This is a genomic window from Spirosoma pomorum, from assembly GCF_054776615.1.
In genome coordinates, this window is the sequence record NZ_BAAHBP010000001.1 from 115246 (window position 1) to 137343 (window position 22098).

The 22098-nt window shown below is 53.5% G+C and carries 12 protein-coding genes; 8 read left to right on the top strand and 4 right to left on the bottom strand.

The window, feature by feature from the left end:
• Positions 1-24 precede the first annotated feature (24 nt).
• Positions 25-1173 carry a Gfo/Idh/MocA family protein gene (locus ACYVAD_RS00505; protein ID WP_461138500.1) on the top strand — a complete coding sequence of 383 codons (1149 nt, stop codon included), beginning with the start codon at positions 25-27 and terminating at the stop codon, positions 1171-1173.
• Positions 1174-1208: 35 nt separating this feature from the next.
• On the opposite strand, the gene ACYVAD_RS00510 is transcribed toward ACYVAD_RS00505, so the two are convergent.
• Positions 1209-2225 carry a LacI family DNA-binding transcriptional regulator gene (locus tag ACYVAD_RS00510; protein WP_461137510.1) on the bottom strand — a complete coding sequence of 339 codons (1017 nt, stop codon included), beginning with the start codon at positions 2223-2225 and terminating at the stop codon, positions 1209-1211.
• A 473-nt stretch (positions 2226-2698) separates the two neighbouring features.
• Between ACYVAD_RS00510 and ACYVAD_RS00515 the strand changes: the two genes are divergently transcribed.
• From ACYVAD_RS00515 to ACYVAD_RS00545, 7 genes are all read left to right on the top strand, one after another.
• Entirely contained in the window at positions 2699-5578 is a 2880-nt protein-coding gene (locus tag ACYVAD_RS00515; RefSeq protein WP_461137511.1) for a glycosyl hydrolase 115 family protein, read from the top strand.
• 79 nt (positions 5579-5657) lie between these two features.
• The gene (locus ACYVAD_RS00520) at positions 5658-7763 is read left to right on the top strand and encodes an alpha-glucuronidase family glycosyl hydrolase (protein WP_461137512.1); all 2106 of its coding nucleotides are present in this window, start codon (positions 5658-5660) and stop codon (positions 7761-7763) included.
• Positions 7764-8567 carry an SDR family NAD(P)-dependent oxidoreductase gene (locus tag ACYVAD_RS00525; protein WP_461137513.1) on the top strand — a complete coding sequence of 268 codons (804 nt, stop codon included), beginning with the start codon at positions 7764-7766 and terminating at the stop codon, positions 8565-8567. It begins immediately after the preceding gene.
• A 186-nt stretch (positions 8568-8753) separates the two neighbouring features.
• Positions 8754-9806: a glycoside hydrolase family 43 protein gene (locus ACYVAD_RS00530; protein ID WP_461137514.1), complete on the top strand. Its 1053-nt coding sequence runs from the start codon at positions 8754-8756 to the stop codon at positions 9804-9806.
• Between the two features lie 98 nt (positions 9807-9904).
• Positions 9905-10966 carry an endo-1,4-beta-xylanase gene (locus ACYVAD_RS00535; protein ID WP_461137515.1) on the top strand — a complete coding sequence of 354 codons (1062 nt, stop codon included), beginning with the start codon at positions 9905-9907 and terminating at the stop codon, positions 10964-10966.
• Between the two features lie 207 nt (positions 10967-11173).
• Positions 11174-13099 carry a sialate O-acetylesterase gene (locus ACYVAD_RS00540; protein WP_461137516.1) on the top strand — a complete coding sequence of 642 codons (1926 nt, stop codon included), beginning with the start codon at positions 11174-11176 and terminating at the stop codon, positions 13097-13099.
• Between the two features lie 132 nt (positions 13100-13231).
• Positions 13232-14782, top strand: a complete 1551-nt coding sequence (locus ACYVAD_RS00545) for a glucuronyl esterase domain-containing protein (protein WP_461137517.1) — start codon at positions 13232-13234, stop codon at positions 14780-14782.
• Between the two features lie 206 nt (positions 14783-14988).
• Here ACYVAD_RS00545 and ACYVAD_RS00550 read toward each other — a convergent pair whose 3' ends face one another.
• The 3 genes from ACYVAD_RS00550 to ACYVAD_RS00560 all read right to left on the bottom strand — a co-directional run bounded on the left by ACYVAD_RS00550 (position 14989) and on the right by ACYVAD_RS00560 (position 22048).
• Positions 14989-18771, bottom strand: coding sequence for an nSTAND3 domain-containing NTPase (locus tag ACYVAD_RS00550; protein WP_461137518.1), 3783 nt, complete (start codon positions 18769-18771; stop codon positions 14989-14991).
• 96 nt (positions 18772-18867) lie between these two features.
• The gene (locus ACYVAD_RS00555) at positions 18868-19968 is read right to left on the bottom strand and encodes an endo-1,4-beta-xylanase (protein ID WP_461137519.1); all 1101 of its coding nucleotides are present in this window, start codon (positions 19966-19968) and stop codon (positions 18868-18870) included.
• Between the two features lie 139 nt (positions 19969-20107).
• A complete protein-coding gene (locus tag ACYVAD_RS00560; protein ID WP_461137520.1) occupies positions 20108-22048 on the bottom strand; it encodes an alpha/beta hydrolase-fold protein in 1941 nt (646 codons plus the stop codon).
• Between the last annotated feature and the right edge of the window lie 50 nt (positions 22049-22098).

The window sequence follows — 22098 nt, forward strand, 5'->3', positions numbered from 1 at the left end:
CTACCCATGAATCGAAAATTAAGAATGGGCATGATCGGTGGCGGCAAAGATGCCTTCATTGGTGCCATTCACCGACATGCCGCCAACCTCGACAGCACAATTGAGCTGGTCTGTGGTGCGTTGAGTATCAACCCGGATGTTGCCATCGACAGTGCTCAGTCCTTGTTTCTGCCTGCCGAACGGACGTACCTGACCTACCAGGAGATGCTGGAGAAGGAAAGCCAGCTACCGGCCGATCAGCGCATGGATTTTGTTACCATCGTTACGCCCAACTTCGCTCACTTCGCCCCCGCGATGCTGGCGCTGGACAAGGGTTTTCATGTGGTTATCGAAAAACCGATAACCTTTACCCTGGATGAAGCCAAACAGCTCAAACAGAAAGTAGAGGAAACCGGGCTGCTGCTCCTGCTGACGCATACGTACGCGGGTTATCCCATGGTCAAACAGGCCCGGCAGATGATTCAGGCGGGTGAACTGGGGAAAATTCGTAAGACCTGGGTGGAGTATCCCCAAGGATGGTTGAGTCAGCTGACCGAGCGGGAAGGAAACGCCCAGGCCGCCTGGCGGACCGATCCGAAACGTTCCGGAAAAAGTGGGTGCATGGGCGATATCGGTACCCACGCAGCGCACCTGGCCGAATACGTATCGGGCCTGAAGATTACGGCTCTTTGCGCTCACCTGTCGATTATGGTTGACGGCCGGGCGCTGGATGACGACGGGAACGTTCTTCTCAAATTTGGCGAAGAAACAACGGGCGTTCTCATGGCATCGCAGGTAGCAGCCGGAGAGGAGAATGCGTTGAAAATCCGGGTGTACGGCGAGAAAGGCGGACTTGAATGGGCGCAACAGGAACCGAATACCCTATTGGTAAAGTGGTACGACCAACCAACGCAGATTTACCGGGCGGGCGCGGGTTACAAAGATATTCTGTCCCCCCTGGCGCTGCATAACACCCGGACGCCAGGCGGCCACCCAGAAGGATACTTGGAAGCGTTCGGTAATTTATACCGCAACTTCGCGCAGGTCCTGACGGCTCGCATCGACGGAACCACCCCAGCCGCTGAATCGCTGGACTACCCATCCGTCGACGAAGGGATTCGTGGTATGGCCTTTATCGATAACGTTGTGAAAAGCCACCAGAGTGAGTTAAAATGGACTCCCTTTGAGGTGTAGACCAAGTTATTACGTTTGTTTTCACTGTGTTTGAGCTATCGAACGGACGAAGCCCGGATAACCAACTCTGAACTGAGAACAAGTGAGTTCGTCGTCTGACTATCGGGAACCCCGTTCAGCAGGTTGATGAGACTACGCATAGCCACCTCCCCCATTGTCTCGCCGTCATAGTGAACGGTGGTGAGGGAGGGCTCGATAACCTGTGCTACCGGATCGTCGTTAAAACCGACTACGGCTACATCGTGCGGAACGGAAACGCCCGCCTGCTTAAGCGCCGTAATGCATCCGGTAGCACAGAAATCATTGGCTACGAAAATACCGTCGGGCCGTTCAGCCAGCGCCAGCAACTGGTGGACCGCCTGAACACCAGCCTCAAAGCTTAGATCAGACTCAATAGTTAACGCATCGTCAGCGGGTAGGTTGTAGTCAGCTAACGCTCGCTGATAGCCCAGCAGGCGATCCTGATAAACGTTTCGACGTGCCGGACCCGTTACGTGAGCGATACGAGCGCACCCCTGCTCAATGAGGTGTTGGGTAGCCTGGTAGCCCGCCCGACTATTATCGATAACAACACTGGTGCATTGCGGATGAGGCATGGCCCGGTCGAAAAAAAGCACGGGTATTCCCTTGCGTACAAAGGGCTCGAAGGGCTCCGTTGAATTCGTTTCGTAAGACGTCGACACCAGCAACCCGTCAACCCGACTATCAAACAAGGTTTTTACGTTAGCCATCTCTTTATGAACCGACTCCAGCGACTGTGTGATGATCAGGTTATAGGCAACTTCGTTCGCAACCTTTTCCATACCAGCCAGTACCCTCGACATAAAGTTACTGTTGAGCCGCGGCACGATTACGCCCAAGATCGACGTTTTCTGACGGCGCAGATTACTGGCTAACCGATTGAACCGGTAGCCCATCTGCTCAGCTGTCACGCTGATCAGTTCTTTGGTATCAGGCCGAATGGCCGGGTGATCGTTCAGCGCCCGGCTGATCGTAGCGGGGGAATATTGTAAGCGTTTAGCTATGTCGTAAATGGTTATTTCCTTATGCATATTATCCGTTAGCGGCCTCTTACCATTACAGAAGCAGATCTTCTGTTAGCTCTGTCCCCCCAACTGAGCCATCCTGCCATTCTAGTAAGATATAGTACAACAATTAAGATATAGTACAACAATAGAAATAAATCAGATACATGTGGCGAAATCGTTTGACTTCGACTACATATTTCCGGCGCGAAGATCACCTATGTAATTCTGTTTTTACACGCTTGCAGTTATTTTTTGCAATCGATTGCATTTTTACATTTACTTGAAAATATTTGTACAATAATACTATCATGACCGAATTATGCCTTACGCGCTGACACGACTTTCTTTATAAAGCCTTATCAAGAAAGTTACTTAAATCGTAGCTCGGCAATTGTGAGGAATCAATAGCTAGACCTGTCAATTCGCAGTCAGAGCAATCCAATCGGATTATTCATGACGCGAATGAATTAACACCGGAGATCAATATCGTTTGTCGAATGAAACAGTTGCTGCTTGTTTTTTTGCTCTCCATTTTATCCCGTCAAAGCTTTGCCGTTGACCCTACCAGCTACGTCGCTACGCAGCCGGGAAAAGGCCGGTTTCCGCTTACCACCAACGGACAGGTAGCGTTCATGGTAACCGGTCATGACGAATATGCCGGGGTGCGTCGGGCTATGAACAGCCTGGAGGCCGACATTATCCGGGTAACGGGGGCCAAACCAGCGCCATCGCCTGATCAGAAAAACCCCAAAGAACTGATTCTGATCGGTACGCTCGGCAAAAATCCGCTGATCGACAAGCTGGTCAACGATAAGAAAATTGATCTTTCCAGTCTGTCCGGCAAGTGGGAAACGTACGTGACGCAGGTGGTCGACAAACCCATGCCGGGCGTCGACCGGGCGCTGGTCATTGCGGGTAGCGATAAACGGGGCACTATCTACGGTCTTTATGATCTGTCGGCGCAGATCGGCGTATCGCCCTGGCACTGGTGGGCCGACGTGCCGGTGCAATCCCAAAAGGCGCTGTACGTACTGCCGGGTCGGCATACGGCGGGTACGCCGGCGGTGAAGTACCGGGGCATTTTCATAAACGACGAAGCTCCGGCTCTTTCGGGCTGGACGAAAGCCAAATTCGGTGGGTTCAACCATACGTTTTACGAACACGTATTCGAGTTGATTCTGCGCCTGAAAGGCAACTACCTGTGGCCTGCCATGTGGGGAAACGCTTTTTACGACGACGATCCGCAGAACCCTAAACTGGCCGACGAATACGGCGTCGTGATCGGTACCTCGCACCACGAGCCGCTGATGCGGGCGCACGACGAATGGCGTCGGTACGGCAAAGGGCCTTGGAATTACCAGACCAACGATTCGACATTGCGGGCGTTCTGGCGCAAAAGCGTTGAGCGAATGGGTACCAACGAAAGTGTGCTGAGCGTCGGGATGCGGGGCGACGGCGACGAACCCATGAGCCGCGAAACCGCTACCGCCCTGCTCGAAAAAATCGTTGCCGACCAGCGCACTATCATCAGCGACGTAACGGGCAAACCGGCATCCGAAACACCCCAGTCATGGGCGCTCTATAAGGAAGTGCAGGACTACTACGACAAAGGCATGCGCGTTCCCGACGACGTGACGCTGCTGCTCTGCGACGACAACTGGGGTAACCTCCGCAAGTTGCCAGCCGTGGGTACGCCGAAGCGCAAAGGCGGATACGGCATCTATTACCATTACGACTATGTTGGCGGGCCCCGCAACTACAAGTGGATCAACACCAACACCATTGCCCGGACGCGGGAGCAAATGCACCTGGCCTATGAGCACGGCGTCGATCAGCTCTGGATTGTGAACGTGGGCGACATTAAACCGATGGAGTTTCCCATCGAATTTTTCCTCGACTACGCCTGGAATCCCAATGCCTGGCCCGCCGACAAACTGACGGACTATACCCGCATCTGGGCTGAAAAGCAGTTCGGGCCGAAACATGCCGACCCCATTGCCCATATCCTGACGACCTACACGCAGTACAACGCCCGGCGCAAACCCGAACTTCTCAGTCCGGATACATACAGCCTGACCCACTACCGCGAAGCCGAGCGCGTCGTGGCTGACTATAACCAACTGCTGACCGAAGCCGAGCACATCGGAAAAGACTTACCTAAATCGTATCAGGACGCTTATTTTCAGCTGGTACTGCACCCCGTCAAAGCCAGCGCGACGCTGAACGAACTTTACGTAACGGCGGGTCGTAACCGGCTGTACGCCAAACAGGGCCGGGCCGCGACGAACAGCCTTGCCGACCGGGTGAAAACGCTGTTTAAGCGGGATGCGCAGATCACACGCTTCTACAACGATACGCTGACCGGTGGCAAATGGACGCACATGATGGATCAGACCCACATCGGCTACACCTACTGGCAACAGCCTAACCAGAACACCATGCCCAAAGTCGAAACGATCAGCGTACCGACGGCGTCCGACATGGGCGTTGCCATTGAAGGCAGCGACGACTGGTTTCCCGGTAGCGCGGGCAGTGCGCTGACATTGCCGACGTTCGACAAATACAACCAGCAGACGTACTACATCGACCTCTTCAACCGGGGTCAAACACCGTTTGCGTTCCAGGTCAGCGCCGGTGCTCCCTGGCTTACGTTGTCGACGACTGGCGGAACCGTCGGTCAGGAGACGCGACTGCTTGTCGGTGTCAAATGGAAACAGGTACCCGCCGGCACGCAGCAGGTACCGATCACCCTGACCGGCCCCAACGGGCAACGGGTTGTCGTGCAGGCAATCATCAATAATCCGGCCTCCCAGCCCGATACGGCGGTTGGTTTCGTGGAAAGCAACGGCTACGTGTCCATCGACGCCGAACACCCGACGCATGTGATTGAAACCGCCACGGCCACCTGGCAGCGACTACCTGACATTGGCCGCACGGCGGGGGGCATGACCATCACGCCGGTCACAGCGCCCGGCGTTGAGCAACCCGGTGGACAGTCGCCCCGGCTGGCGTATCAGGTGGCTCTGGCCGACAGCGGTACGGTACAGGTACAGACCTACGTTTCACCAACGCTGAATTTCAACGACAACAAAGGCCTGCGTTTCGCCATCTCCTTCGACGATGAAGCGCCCCAAATCATCAACATACACGCCAACGAAACCGGGCGGGTCTGGGAGCAGTCGGTCGCCAACAACATCCGTATCCTGACAACGAAACACCGCTTAACGAAGCCGGGGGAACATACGCTAAAGTACTGGCTGGTCGATCCGGCAGTTGTCGTGCAGAAATTCGTCATCGACCGGGGCGGTGTCAAATCCAGTTACCTGGGGCCACCTGAAAGCTTCCGGCGCGATGCAAAAACCATGAGTCACAAGTGAGCCAAGCGTTTTTGCCTGTCGTCGGGATGACAGAAAATAAGAAAGTAAAGTCCAACAACAACCGCTACTATACCCATTCATGAACCGACTATTGCTGATTGGCCTGCTGCTCCTGACCCACGTCACGTTTGCCGACGATGGGTACCGGCTCTGGCTTAAATACGACCGACTTACTGATGCTACCGTCCGATCGGGGTACGCCCGTTCGGCTCAATTTATCGCGGTCACCGGCTCGTCGCCTGTCCTGAAATCGGCGACCGATGAGTTGCAGTTGGGTCTACAGGGGTTGCTCGGCACCACCGTGCCTACTCTTGCCCGCGCCGGGACCCGGCAGGGCGGTATTGTACTGACGATGGGCGCGTCTGGCGCCGATGCTAATGGCCTGAACGAGGAAGGCTATCGGATCGTCAAGCGACAGGGAAATATCGTGGTGATGGGCAAAACCGACGTGGGTGTGCTGTACGGTACGTTTGCGTTGCTCCGTCAGTTACAGACCGGCCAATCGCTCGACAACATCAATCTGGTGAGCAGTCCGAAAGTAAAGCTGCGGATACTGAACCATTGGGACAATCCAAACGGTACCATCGAACGGGGCTACGCGGGCGGTTCGCTCTGGAAATGGTCGGAATTGCCCGAAACCATCGACCCCCGCTACAAAGACTACGCCCGCGCCAACGCGTCGCTGGGCATCAACGGCACCGTTGTCAACAACGTCAACGCCAGTGCGCGGATGCTGACGGGCGAGTACCTGCAAAAGGTAGCCGCCTTGGCCGGCGTTATGCGACCCTACGGCATCAAGGTGTACCTGTCGGTCTATTTCGCGGCCCCCAAAACGCTGGGGGGTCTCAAGACGTCCGACCCCCTCGACCCGGAGGTGCGGAAATGGTGGGCGGATAAAACCGCCGAAATTCACCGCTATATCCCGGACTTCGGCGGTTTTCTGGTGAAAGCTAACTCAGAAGGCGAACCCGGCCCGCAGGACTACGGCCGTACGCACGTCGACGGAGCCAACATGCTGGCGGCTGCCATGAAGCCGTTTCCGGGCGTGGTGATCTGGCGGGCGTTCGTCTACAAGGCCGACCCGAAAGCCGATCGGTTCAAAGCCGCCTACGAAGAGTTTACCTCGTTCGACAGACAATTCGATCCGAAAGTAATTGTGCAGGTCAAGAACGGACCGATCGATTTTCAACCCCGCGAGCCCTTTTCGCCCCTGTTCGGGGCCATGCCCAAAACTCCGCTGGGTATCGAATTTCAGCTGACGCAGGAGTACCTCGGCTTTGCGACCCACCTTGTCTACGAAGCACCTTTGTTCAAAGAATGCCTGGAATCGGACACCTACGCGGCTGGCAAGGGATCGACGGTGGCAAAGGTTGTCGACGGGAGTCTGCACGGCTATTCACAAACGCTGATGGCGGGGGTAGCCAACACCGGTTCCGACCGCAACTGGACGGGTAACCCGCTGGCGCAGGCCAACTGGTACGCCTTTGGCCGGCTCGCCTGGGACCATACGCTGACTTCGGCGGCCATTGCCGACGAGTGGATAAACATGACGCTAACCCGTCAGCCACAGGCCGTTTCACACGTCAAAGCTATGCTGCTCCGCTCGCGGGATATTTACGTGGATTACAACGCACCCCTCGGCCTGTCGCGCCCCTGGACGGGCGTTCACTTCGCCCCCGAACCCTGGCAGAACAAAAGCCCCCGCCCCGACTGGACAGCCGTCTATTACCACCGCGCCGACTCCATCGGACTGGGCTTCGACCGGACGGCGACGGGCAGTAATGCGCTGGCACAGTATCGACCGGAAGTCCGTCGACAGTGGGAAAACGCGAACACCTGCCCCCTACCCTACCTACTATGGTTTCACCATGTTCCCTGGACCAAACAACTCGCGACGGGTCGCACGCTCTGGGATGAACTCTGTACCCGGTTTTACACCGGTGCCGATTCCGTACGCTGGTTGCAACAGGAATGGACACTGGCGAAACCCGCTATCGACCCGGCGCTGTACACCGACGTAGCGGGCCGGCTGGCAACGCAACACCGGGAAGCCATCTGGTGGCGCGACGCCTGGGTACTGTACCTCCAGGAATTCGCCCAAAAGCCCATACCCGCGCCGTTCAAGCAACCCGAACAGACGCTGGACGACGTAAAAAAATCAGTTGACATTTACCTATTACGCTAGATGATTACGAACGAACAGGCAGCCGACACAGCGCTGCTGACACCCACACCATCCGTTTTCTCGCTGGAAGGCAAGCGCGCCCTCATCACCGGCGGGGGCAGCGGCATCGGCTTCGACATTGCCCGGTGCATGACCCTGGCCGGGGCAGACGTCATCGTGACGGGCCGGCGGGAACAACCCCTGATCGACGCGGTCGAGACGCTGGGTTCCAAAGCGAATTATATGGTCAACGACGTGACGGTACGCGCCGAACTGGATCAACTTGTCGACACCATCGAACGTCAGTACGGCCCCATCGATATTCTGGTCAACAACGCGGGTATCAACATGAAAAAGCCCGCGCTGGAGGTCACCGACGAGGAATTCGATCGGGTCGTACACACTAACCTGAACGCCGTTTTTTCGCTGACACGCGCCTGCGCTACCCGCATGGTCGAGCGAAATAGCGGTGTCGTCATTATGATTTCGTCGATGGCGGCTTATTACGGTATCGATCGGGTCGCGGCCTACGGGGCGTCGAAGTCGGCGGTGGAAGGCATGGTCAAAATTCTGGCGTCGGAGTGGTCGGGCAAAGGGGTACGGGTGAATGCCATTGCGCCGGGTTTCATCGAAACGGCCATGAGCAAAACGGCGATGGGTGGTGACCCTGACCGCTTCGCCCGCGCCATGCGCCGGACGCCCATGGGTACGTTCGGTCAGCCGGCGGATATTGGCTGGGCGGCCGTTTTCCTGGCGTCGGAAGCGGCCCGGTACATCACCGGTGCGTCGCTCCCCGTCGACGGCGGCAACTCAATTGGCTTTTAGGCTAGGTCACTATTTTTATAGTGTTCTGTCAACGGCCCTACCCCCCGCCCCCTAAAGGGGAGTGGTTTATTTGCGGAATGCTCCCCCTTTAGGGGGCGGGGGGTAGGGCCAGCGAAAGTACCGCTGACAAAAAACACACTGACAATCAGTTATCCAAAACAACTCATTCACAGTCAAAACCCACGCATGAAACATATTCGCATTTCACTGGCGCTAGCCGCGCTGACCTGCTTTTCACTATCGGCGTTTGCCCAGACCAATAACGGTAAAAACCCCATTTCGCAGCCGCTGGTATCGCATATCTACACCGCTGACCCGTCGGCCCACGTTTTCAACGGTAAAATCTACATCTACCCGTCGCACGACATCGACGCGAAAGACGTGAAGGAAGATGACGACGGTGGTCACTTTGCCATGCGCGATTACCACGTACTGTCGATGGATAAGGTCGGCGGTCCCGTAAAAGACAATGGCGTGGCGCTCGACATCAAGGATATTCCCTGGGCGGGGCGGCAACTTTGGGCACCCGATGCTGCTTACAAAAACGGGACGTACTACCTGTATTTCCCCGTCAAAGACAAGCAGGACGTGTTCCGGCTTGGCGTCGCAACTAGTAAGAGCCCGGTTGGTCCGTTCAAGGCCGAACCGCAACCGATGAAAGGCACCTACAGCATCGACCCCTGCGTTTTCCAGGATACCGATGGCAAAGCATACATCTACTTTGGCGGCATCTGGGGTGGTCAATTGCAGCGCTGGGACAACAATCAGTACGACGCAAAAGGGGCACTGAAGAAGCCCGATGAAGTGGCGTGTCTGCCCCGCGTAGCCCGACTGAGCAACGACATGAAAGAGCTGGCCGAGCCGGTAAAAGCCATTCAGCTCCTAGACGAAAACGGCAAGCTCTTCACCGAGAAAGACAATGACAAACGCTTCTTCGAAGGGTCCTGGCTGCACAAATACAAGGGCAAATACTACCTGTCGTACTCGACCGGCGATACGCATAACCTATGCTACGCCATGGGCGACAGCCCGTACGGACCGTTCACGTACAAAGGTGTGCTGCTGAAGCCGGTACTGGGCTGGACGAACCACCATTCGATCGTTGAGAAAGACGGCAAATGGTACCTGTTTTACCACGACACGCAACTGTCGGGCAAGACGCACCTACGTAACGTCAAAGTCACCGAACTGACCTACAACCCTGACGGAACGATAAAAACAATCGACGCATACCGGTAATTTTTTAGGACAGGATTACAGGATGAACAGGATTCATCACTTAAAAAACAAATCCTGTTCATCCTGTAATCCTGTCTAGAAAAACCCCACTCAATCGTATGAAAAAACTGGTTTCCTGCTTTGTGATAGCCCTGTCGGTAGCGTTCATCGCACCAGAGAAAGGGCTGAAGGATTACTACAAAGACTACTTTCCGATTGGTGTCGCCGTGAATCCGCGCATGGTGCAGCCCGGTCCGGATGCGGAGTTGGTCAAGGCGCAGTTCAACAGCATGACACCCGAAAACGCGATGAAGATGGGGCCAATCCACCCCGAAGAGAATCGCTACAACTGGAAAGACGCCGACGCCATCGCTGACTTTGCCAAGCAGAACAACATCAAGCTCCGGGGCCACACACTCTGCTGGCACAACCAGACGCCAGCCTGGCTGTTCGTGGATTCGACCGGCAAAGCCGTGAGCCGCGACGTGTTGCTGGCCCGGCTGAAACGGCACATCACCGACGTCATGACCCGCTACAAGGGTACGATCTACGCCTGGGACGTGGTCAACGAAGCCGTCCCCGACACGAGCACGGCCATTTATCGGAAGACGCGGTTTCTGGAAATCATCGGCGAAGATTACATCGAGAAAGCATTTCAGTACGCGCACGAAGCCGACCCTAACGCGCAGTTGTTTTACAACGACTACAACACGGAAAACCCGTCCAAGCGGGAGCGTATTTTTCAACTACTGAAGAAGCTGAAGGCCAAAGGCGTACCCATCAACGGTGTAGGCTTGCAGGCCCACTGGTCGATTTACGAACCCACGCGGCAGGAGCTGGAAGAGTCGATTACGAAGTTCGCCAGCCTGGGGCTGAAAGTGCAATTTACGGAAGTCGATGTGTCGGTGTACCCCAAGGAGCACGAACGACGGGCGCGACGACCAACCGACAAAAGCGAGTTTACACCCGCCATGAACGACAAGCAGGCAGCTCAGTACAAGAGGCTGTTTGAGGTGTTCCGCAAGCACCGCAACACGATTACCGGCGTCACGTTCTGGAACCTCACCGACCGCTATTCGTGGCTGGATAACTTCCCGGTACCGGGCCGCAAAGATTACCCACTGTTATTCGACCAGAACGGTGCCCCCAAAAAAGCCTACGAAGGCGTGGTTCGCTTCTAGCGCTTTTTCTGTTTCGACCTTTCTTTATCATTCCGAGCCCACAATCTCAAGGCTTAGCCACACCCCCCGCCCCCTAAAGGGGGAGGAGCTCGTTTGCGAATTTCTCCCCCTTTAGGGGGCGGGGGGTGTGGCCAGACGAAGGTACTTTGGCAATTACCAAAGTCAATTCAAGAACTCAACCCCTTCCCCATAACCCGTCTTTCCCCGATGAAACAGTTCGTCTGGCTTTGTCTACTCCTGCTGATTAACCTGACTGCGCAGGCTCAATTGCGCTTACCCAGTCTGATTAGCGACGGCATGGTGTTGCAGCGCAACACGCCCCTCACCATCTGGGGCTGGGCCGCTCCCGGCGAAAAAATTACGGTGCAGCTGAACCGGAAAGCATACAAAACCACCACCGACGCGAGTGGGAAATGGCAGGTCAAACTCCCGCCGATAAAAGCCGGTGGACCGTTCACGATGGACATTGCAGGCAACACGCAGCTTAGCGTCAAAGACATTCTGATCGGCGATGTTTGGTTTTGCAGTGGACAAAGCAATATGGTGCATCAGCTGAACATCCACGACATCACCTACGCCAACGAAATCGCGACGGCCAACTACCCGCAAATCCGGCAGTTCTGGGTGCCCACACTAACCAACCTGCAAGGACCAAAGACCGACGTACCCAACGGACAGTGGAAAAAAGCGGTCGGTCAGGACGTCCGGCCGTTTTCGGCAGTTGCGTATTTCTTCGCGAAGAAAATTCACCGGCAGTACAACATACCGGTGGGGATCATCAACGCCAGCGTCGGTGGCACACCCATCGAAGCCTGGATCAGCGAAGGTGGGTTGAAAGAGTTTCCAGCACTAGAAGCAACGGTAGCCAAAAACAAAGACACCAGCTACGTCAACGGCCTGACGCGCCGGCAAGCGGCCATGCCCCGACCCGCTCCGCCCATTGATCTGGGCATGACGGGCGCGACGAAGTGGTACGATCCAGCCTACGTACCAAAAGGCTGGCGACCAATCAACGTGCCGGGCTACTGGGAAGATCAGGGCGTGAAAGATCTCAACGGCATTGTCTGGTACCGGCGCGAAATCGACGTCCCGGCAGCTATGGTCGGTAAACCCGCGACGGTTTTTCTAGGCCGGATCGTCGACGCCGATGAGTTGTACGTAAACGGTAAATCGGTGGGCCGAACGACGTACATGTATCCCCAGCGCCGGTACAAACTACCCGCCGACGTATTGAAAGCCGGAAAGAATGTGCTCGTTGTACGGGTCACCAACAACGGTGGCAAGGGCGGCTTCGTCCCCGACAAGCCGTACAGCCTCTTCGCCGGAGCCGACACGGTCGATCTAAAAGGAACGTGGCAGTACAAAGTCGGCGTGGCATTTCGGCCCATCGAGGGGGGCGGTTTTCCAGGCGGCATCAGCGCGCAGAATCAGCCGACGGCCCTGTACAACGCGATGGTTGCTCCCGAAATCAGGTATGCCATCAAAGGGTTTTGCTGGTATCAGGGCGAAAGCAACGCCGGAAAGCCGGCCGAATACGCCCAACTACTGCCCGCCCTGATCGCTGACTGGCGCAGTAAATGGCAGCAGGGCACGCTACCCTTCCTGTACGTTCAGTTACCCGGCTTCATGGACTACAGTTACCAGCCCTCGGAAAGTGGCTGGGCGGTGCTTCGCGAATCCCAGCTTAGTGCGCTGTCGGTACCGAACACGGCGATGGCTGTAGCAATCGACCTGGGCGAGTGGAACGACATTCATCCCGACAACAAAAAAGACGTGGGTGACCGGCTGGCACTGGCCGCGCTGAAAACAGCTTACCATGAGAACATCGTTGCATCGGGACCGCTCTACCAATCAGCCAACGTCAACGGCAACAAAATCACGATCAGCTTTACCAACACCGGCAGCGGCCTGACAACCCACAACGGCGAAGCGCCCGGCGACTTCGCCATTGCCGGTGCCGACAAGAAATTCGTCTGGGCGAAAACTAAAATCGAGGGAAACACCGTCGTTGTGTCGAGCGACGACGTACCGAACCCGCAGTACGTCCGCTACGCCTGGGCCGACAACCCGGTCAACGCCAATCTGATCAACAAAGAAGGCTTACCCGCTTCACCGTTTCGCACGGATAAGTGATGGCTCGTCGGCCCAAACCCTAAACCCCCTGAAGGACGGTCGGCCGCTGCCGGACTTTCCTCACGTTGTAAAAAAAGTCCCCTTCAGGGGATTTAGGGGTTCGCAACCCGCTGATAATAACCTCTTAACCCTATGCGCACCTACCAGTTAGCCGCTCTACTCGTTAGCTTACCCGTTTGGGTGATAGCGCAGAAGGTTGTCATTGATAGCAGCCGGTACCCGGCCCTGAAAACCATGACGGCCGCTCAGGATCAGGCAATCATGATGCAGCAACTGGGTATCAAAAAATTACGCCCTGGTCCGAGCGGCAACGAATCAGATCCTAATCATGCCAATTACGACGAGGCAACGGCAAACCCATGTCCCCAACTGCCCGACGCACTGACAACAAAGAGCGGCAAAAAAGTAACTACCCCCGCGCAGTGGTGGCAAGTGCGTCGGCCGGAGTTAATTGAGAGTTTCGAGCAGGAGATGTACGGGCGGCTTCCGAAAACCATTCCTGCCGTAACGTGGCGGGTGAAGGTGACAGACAACGAGCTGGTCGGCCGCATTCCGGTGGTGGCGAAGCAACTGATCGGCCACGTAGACAACTCGGCCTACCCGTTGATCGACGTCAACATCAATATGGTGCTGGTCCTGCCACAAAACGTAAAAGGGCCTGTGCCGGTCCTGATGATGTTCGGCTTTCTGCCCCCCGCCTTACCGGCCCCGGCTCAGCCGTCGCCCGCCGATATGGAAACGATCAACGCGACTTTCAAGGAAATGATGATCCGGCAAAACCCGGAGATGAAAGCTATTTTCGATCGGTATCCGGCCTATGCCCCGATTACGCGCCTGCCCAGTCCGAATTTCTTTGCCCCCGCGCCAACCGGCGACTCACCCCCGACGGAGCAACTGCTGGCCGCTGGCTGGGGCTATTGTCTGCTGGAAGCGGGCAGCATTCAGGCCGACAACGGCGCAGGCCTGACGAGGGGCATTATCGGCCTGACGAACAAAGGGCAAGCCCGCAAACCCGACGACTGGGGCGCTTTACGGACCTGGGCGTGGGGGGCATCCCGCGCGCTCGATTACCTGGAAACCGAACCTCAGGTCAACGCTAAACAGATTGGTATCGAGGGCGTTTCCCGTTATGGTAAAGCGGCACTGGTTACGATGGCGTTCGATCAGCGTTTTGCGATGGGCCTGATCGGCTCATCCGGGAAAGGTGGGACTACCTTGCAGCGCCGGGTCTTTGGCGAAGCCGTCGAAAGTCTGGCGGGTAGCGGAGAATATCACTGGATGGCGGGTAACTACCTGAAATACGCAACGGCGGAATCGTCATTTGGCAGCAAGACGGGTTGCGACCTGCCCGTCGATTCGCATGAGCTGCTGGCTCTCTGCGCCCCACGACCTACGTTTGTCAGCTATGGCATACCCGAAAAAGGCGACGCTAAATGGCTCGATCAGCTGGGGAGTTACAAGGCAACCGTAGCTGCCGGCCCCGTTTTTACGCTACTTGGTACCAAAGACCTGAGCGTAAACAGCGCGTACAACGCCAACCAGATGCCCCCCGTACTGACCGGCTTACTGGACGGCCAACTGGCCTGGCGGCAACACGACGGCGGCCATACCGACGCACCGAATTTTCAGTACTTCATTCCCTGGGCCAGTAAACAGCTCAGCTACACCCGAATGCCTAAATAGCCCCTCATCCTGCTTGTTAACTAGTTGGAATAAACCGCAAAAGGGGCGTCTGGAATAATTACCAAACGCCCCTTTTGTATAGCTAACTGGCCTGTTACTTATCCAGCTTCACCACGCTATAAAAAGCTGGTTCAGCTTGTCGTTACGTTCGAATCTTTCTTTGTGCCTAATCTATTTTTAAAGACAATTTGAAATTTTCCGGTTAATCAATCATCTTGACCGAACTGACGACGTCGCTCTGCTTCAGCTTCCTTTTCATGAATAGCGATGTACCACTCTAAATATTTAACATGCTCCAAGTAAGGCAACTTCTTAGGCATTTGTCGAACCTGCTGTAATACTTGCTTCAGCCGATCGGCTCGTACCTGATCAAAGTTCATTTTCCCTGAACCGGAGAGTGAGTTGGGAGCCCAGCTAATTTCCTTGAATGCTTCAACGGACTGATTATAAGTCAAAAAGTAACGAACACACATCAGCCATTCGTCATACTTGTGGCTATGTTGAAGAGCTTGCACCATACTTCCAATTTCACTCACATCATCTGCGTATGTCTTTATGTACTCATCAAGGAAGGCATATGTAAGTTCTTTATGTTCTTCGCTTACGTCTTGGAAAAGAGGTTCGTAATTATCACCATACAAGCTAAATCGTTTGTGGCTCTTCATAACGTTGACTATTTGCATAGCCCACTTAACTGCATCGGGCAGTGCCCAGACGAAAGCTAAACTTTCTATTTGGGGATGGCCTATTGAGTTTTCATCTAGAAGTTTATAATGAGCTTCTACAAAGTCGATCAAAAACGAAGGATCTCGCGACAGTAACGCTTTCAAGTTTTTTTTAGAGTAGTCAAATTCGCCCGCTGATGAGCGCTCCATTTTCAATAGCTGCAGGTAAACCTTCTTGAGCAGGAGCAAGTCTGAAATGCCGAACAAGTCGATCCGATCTTCAAAAAAATCGTGCCACAACGAATACTGTATACCAGTGCGCTCATATCTATCGGCCAAAACGGTCAGTATATCCGGGTAAATAGTTGGACGTACTGATTGATAATTCTGCCACCATTTGTCAGGCAAATAAAATCCATTAATGTTCTGTTCTTGAAAATATTGGATGAGTTTATCCGACCAATCTTTGTTCACGGTAGAGGCCGGTATCATGCTAAAGAAGTTTAGTTGCCATTCAGAATTGCGATACTTAGCACCAACAAATACTTCATACCACTCTTCAGGCACTGCAATTTCATTATCAAAAGCCTCTCTAACTACATAGCCCACCGGAACAGTTGACGGCCATTCACGTGCCGAAAACGCTATAACCGTCTCTTTGAACAAGGCAGGGTTGCGTTGTTTAATTCCGCTCAATATTGCTTCTATTGGTTCGTGAAACATAGACAAAATCTTGACCGGCTTGTTCATTAAGTCCAGAATATCATCGAATAACTGTTCCACGTCTGACAATGAATCAGTACGTATCTTTTCCAACAACTCGTTTCGTTTCTTTACCTTATACTGTTCCGGCTTTTCCCACAACTCGTCATCGATATCACGGCCTCGACGTCGACTCCAGTCAAGTAGCAGATAAAGAGAGTACTCACGATTTTGAAAGCGTTCTGCCAATTGGTCCGTTTGGGTAGATTGAAGACCGCTACGATTTAAAAAACGTACGTATTCGTTTACAAAGTGACAATCTTCAAAATCGTTTGGCGTCAAATGCTGTTCGATCAACGGGAGGATATGAGCCTTGTCGAATTCACGCAAGAGCTTGTTATCACGTGGTGAATAAGTTGAGCTATAAGAGAGTAAAATAGATCGACATTCTTCAGGATACTTTGCAAACTGGTCGCCAACAAACTTCCACAGCCTACTGCGAAATGAACTAAAGGGCTCCTGTACCGGATATGGCATTGTGGTAATCGTGATACCTCGCCCTTTTGACGTTGTACTCTGAAATTCAGAATGCAGGAATGAAGGTAAAACGGAAAAGAGCAGTAGGCGGGCAGCTTCATTTTCAGTATTCGTTTCATCAATAAGAAACTGGAGCAGCCGCTCCTGCCTCAACTCTGCATATTGAGCATCTTCCGGTCGAAACGCTAGTCTATCTTTGATTAAACTAGATAGTAATGCAACTAGATTAGGCGCACTTTCTGCGAACTTTATAAGTAATTCAAGGGCGGCATCAAAATAATCATTGAATCCACTAAAAAAATGGAACAGTAGGCGTAGCCGATCTTTTAGTGGTCCCTCCTCTGTTCTCAGCTCCCAGAAAGTATCTTTCTCACGCCATTCTTTTTGTGTAGATTCTAGATTTTCGGCTAGTGTCAATAAATAGTCGAGTGTTTCAACCGGTAAGGCTACAAAGAAAACGTCTAAAAACTGATATGCTTTATTCTCGTCTTTTTTGATTGAGTTGTAGTATTGATTTGTAATGATTTTGATATCGTTGACAATCCGTTCCTGATCGAACGCATTTATAACCCCATAAAATGCATCACGGATACGATGCGGGTAATCTTCAAAAAACTCCGCTAACAAGGCTTCTACACTAAGAAGTTTCTTGTCTACAAAAACTTGGTACACGGAGTAAATGGCCAGATTCTGATCAGATAAGCGAAAAAAGCTTTGATCGGTCATGTAGACGTCGGCCAGCTCGTCTTTTTCTAGACTTGCTAACTCGGCTGCTAGTGTATCACGGTTTAAACCAAAGGCTGCAGTTAACCGACTAACGAATGGCTCTTGTAACAAGTCAATTTGCCTGAATACAGCGAGCAGGCCAAGCACTTTCAAACGAATTGGATCAACTAGCAAGGATCTATTCTCACTGTCAGTCAGATTATCGTAATAGCTGACGTACAAATCGGTAGCATCACTGAGAGCGTATAAATTCTGCTCTTTTAAAGCCAGTTCGGCCGCCATAATTGCTAGACGAGGATTACCATTTGATAAGTCACGAATGCGCTGTTGAAATCCAGAATGTCCAATTTTGAAAGGCTCATCAGCAATCAACTGCACAATCTGTTCATCAGTAAACTTTTCAATGGAATACGAGTCCCAGCGGTAAGGTCTTAGGTGATTTCTTACCACGTCAAACGCATAATCACGAACCGTTAGAATAATTTTAAATGATATGTCCTGTCTTGCGTACAGGTTTTCTAGTGTTTCGAGCAGGATGGGCGTCTGTCTGTTTGCGTCGTCGATTAGAAAAATATATTTATTTTTTGACCGAACAAGGTCGTTCAGATCTTCGAGGAGTGGTGTGTATTTGTTGGCTATGCAGAACGGTTGATAGCCTAAGTTGGTTTGACAGTATTTCTCGAGAGCGGCCAAGGCTAAACGAGTCTTCCCTACGCCCTGGCCTCCAGTTAGAACCGTTATATCCTGCTTGCCTATTTTGTCTAACAAGAGCTGTAACTCATCTTCTCGATGTCGGAGTGGGTTGGATAGAGGATTGTTCTCTCCTACCGCTTTACGAGCTTGTTCTGCAACGAATTCGTCAGGTGTTTGTAGCTGTAACGTGTCATAAGATATGTCTAAGTAACGCCTAGCTAATTGACGAAAATCATTATGAATAGCCAGCGCTAGTGCATCTAATCCGATTACTTCCAAGTGTACAGCACAACTATCACGCAGAGTTCTATCCTCGTCGGTGGTCAGTCTTCCAGCGTGTATTATGATAATCCGCTGTATTTGATCCAGCTTTAAGCCCGTCTTGTTGAAGTCTAGACATTTAGCTACATCGCCTTGCAGCTTTTTGAGCAGATCCGTCTGTTGCTTCGTATATTCAATTAATACGTATTGATTACTGGGCAGCACCACGTAAGTATCTGGCGTTCCTTTCGTCGTCTGCATTTTGCCTGGTTGTGTTCCTGTTCGTGTTATGTGCCGAAAATCAGCTCCATATCGGCAATACAAGTATTCATCGCAGGTACGCTGGAACGTAGCTCCATCAATACGTAATAGCGCGGTTTCAATGTCAGTAAGCTTTTGTTTCATACTTTCAATTTAGCTCCGCTAGTCCATTTGATTTATATAAATACGAAAAGGTAGCCCGCTCCTATTTAAAACTAAGAGCGGGCTACCTTTTTGTATTTACTTACCCAGCTTTACCACGCTATAGAAAGCGGGTTTGGGCTGGTTCTTCCGGTCGAAGAGAAGCGGGTAGTTGGTCCGGCCGCGAACAGGCCAGCCATTCAGCCAGCTATCGCCGTCGTTGACGCCCCAGAACGTAACGCGACTAACCTTGTCCTTATGCTTGAGAAACAGCTTGAACAGGGCTTCGTAATCGGCAGCTAATTGCTGCTGTACGCTGTCGGGCAGAGCCTCAGGGTACGGGTTCGACGTGGCGTTGGCCGTCATGCGTTGACCCACGTCGGCTCCTTGGAAGTTGCGGGGCAGCACCTCGATATCTAGTTCGGTAAACATCACTTTCAGGCCCAGGGCCGCATACTGATTGATGCTTTCTTCGATCTCCGCCAGCGGTACCCGGCCGACATGCCAATGCCCCTGAATACCTACCCCGTCGATACGTACCCCGGCGTCTTTGATCTTTTTGATAATGGCGATACAGCCGGCCCGTTTGGCAGGTTGTTCGTTGTTGTAGTCGTTGTAATACAGTTCCGTACCAGGTGACGCTTCCTGCGCGAGCCGGAACGCATCGGTGATGTAGTTATCGCCCAGGTATTGCAGAAACACCGACTTCCGCAGCGTCCCGTCTTCGTTGAGCGCTTCATTTACTACATCCCACGAATAGACCTTGCCCTTGTAGCGCCCGGCTACGGTTTTGATATGACTGGTGAAGAACGTACGGAGCGAATCCTGACTGTGAATACCCCGAACGAAACCGGGCAACTGACTGTGCCAGACGAGCGTATGACCGTTGATTTTGATGTTATGCTTCTTTCCGAACTCGACCAGCTTATCGGCCATCTCGAAGGTGTACGTGTCCCAGCCCGGATGCAGCAGCGCCGACTTCATGACGTTCTCGGGCGTCGCCATGTTGAACTGGCTGGTAATGAAGGCCGTCGTTTTCGGGTCGCGCTCTTCGATCTGCGCCACGTTTAGGCAGGTACCGATACCAAAATCTTTTTTGAACGCGTCTTTCAGCGACGGAATTTTCTGGGCGAATAAACTTCCCGACTGAGCAAAGGCCGTAAGCAACAGGGCCGCTACGCGTTGATTAAATCGTACCATTTGTTGAGTAGAGGTTATGGGTTTGGCTTGAGAGGTCTTCTATTATCATTTACGCTTTTACCCCCCGCCCTGAAGGGAGCCCGCTGGCGCAAGAATATTGCTGACGCGCCAGCGGGCTCCCTTTAGGGCGGGGGGTCTTCTACTGAAACAGCAGCGGTGCGAACATGTAGAGATCGTGCCGCCAGACGGGCCAGCTATGCCCACCGGCGTATTCACTGTACTCGTATTTGATGCCCATATCGTCGAACTTTTTCAGCATAATCTGACCGTTCTGGTGGGCAATATCTTCCTTGCCTCCCTGCGAAATCCAGAGGTGTTTCAGGTTGCTGTTGATCGTGCTGGCGTTATCTTTCATGAACGCATACTGCGGGTCCGACAGCTTGGGGTTGTTGGCGAACCAGCCCGAACTGAACACGCCCAGATTCGAGAACATATTCGTGTTTCGGATACCCGCGTACAACGTCTGCAAACCACCCATTGACAGACCCGCCAACGCCCGGCTTTTAGCATCAGCGTCGACGCGGAAGTTGCTCTCGACGAAGGGGATAACCGCCCCTTTCAGCTCGTTCTCGAAGGTTTTTAGCACATTCTCGTTGAAGCCAGCCAGTCCACCGGCGTTCGCAATGTTCCCGTCCATCATCACGATCAGCATGGGCTTTGCTTTTCCGGCGGCAATCAGGTTATCCAGAATCAAATTCGTCCGGCCCTGCGTCGACCAGCCGCGTTCGTCTTCGCCCCCGCCGTGGAGCAGGTATAGCACCGGGTATTTCTGACTGGCATTCTGGTCGTAGCCCGGCGGGGCATACACGTACATCTCACGCCAGGCGTTGAGCGGTTTTGAGTAGTATCGTTTAATGCGAATGTCTCCGTGGGGTACGTCGCGCAGGGCGTAGTACGCTTCGTCGCGGTCAGGAATCTCGATGCCGCTCGCCATCCGGCCCATTCCGTAGAAGCTTTCACTGGCGGGATCGGCTACGGGTAGTCCGTCGATCAGCAGCGAATAGTAGTGAAAACCCCGGCTGATGGAATCGGTCGTGACGGTCCAGACGCCCGCCGTGTCTTTCACCATGTCGTATTTCTTGCCGAGATCTACCTGCACCTTTTGCGCACCGGGAGCTTTCGTACGAAAAACCACCCGATTATCGGGCAGAATCTGCGGGTACTTCGCCGACCGGATGTTAGACGACGCGGGCGTACCCAGCACCGTGTACTTGTTCAGCGACGCCACATCGACGGGTTTGAACAGGAACTGCGAAAACATGTACAGCCCGTTTTTCCAGACCTTGAAATCGTGCCCGCCCGGCTCCACATAGTACACGTGCGGTACGTCGTGCTGGTAGAGGTAGTCGTGCGTGCGCTTGCTGAACGAGATTAGTCCGTCGGCATCACCGCACGAAATCCAGAGCAGTTTCAATTGTTTTTTCGCGGCTTCCGGATCGGGTATCAGTTCCTGTGGCGTTTTCGTGTTGGGGGCCGACGAAAAGCCACCTACCCACGCGAACTTGTTCAGATTACCCAGTCCGAAATTGAGCGACTGCCCTCCGCCCATCGATAGGCCCGCGATGGCGCGGTGCTCACGATCTTTCAGGGCCGGGTACGTTTTCTCGACGTACGGAATCAGGTCGTTGAGCAGGTCTTTTTCGAAGGTTGCGAACGCTTCGACTTTGTCTTTGTCGAAGATGTTGCCTACCGCCCGGTCGTCTTTCATGGCGCGGCCGTTGGGCATCACCACGATCATTGGTTCCAATTTTTTGTCGGCATACAGATTGTCCAGAATCACCTGCGGATTACCACCCCGGAGCCACTCTTTTTCGTCACCACCGATACCGTGGAGCAGATACAGCACCGGGTATTTCTTCTTTTTCGAGTAGCCGGGGGGCGTGTATACCAGCGCTTTCCGGTTCGTGTCGACTGTTTTCGACGCGTACTGCACGCTATCAATCCGGCCGTGGGCAATGTCCGTGCGGGCAACATCGAAGCCCTTGGGCATTTCTTTATCCGTTGGCTGGGCGTAGACTGCCGTTCCGAACAGCAGCGCCAGACCAGCCGCTAGCGTTAGTTTTGTTAAAGGTAATTTCATCGGTATTGTGGGAAAGGGGAATGTACTTCTTTGTCATCCCTCCTGCCCGC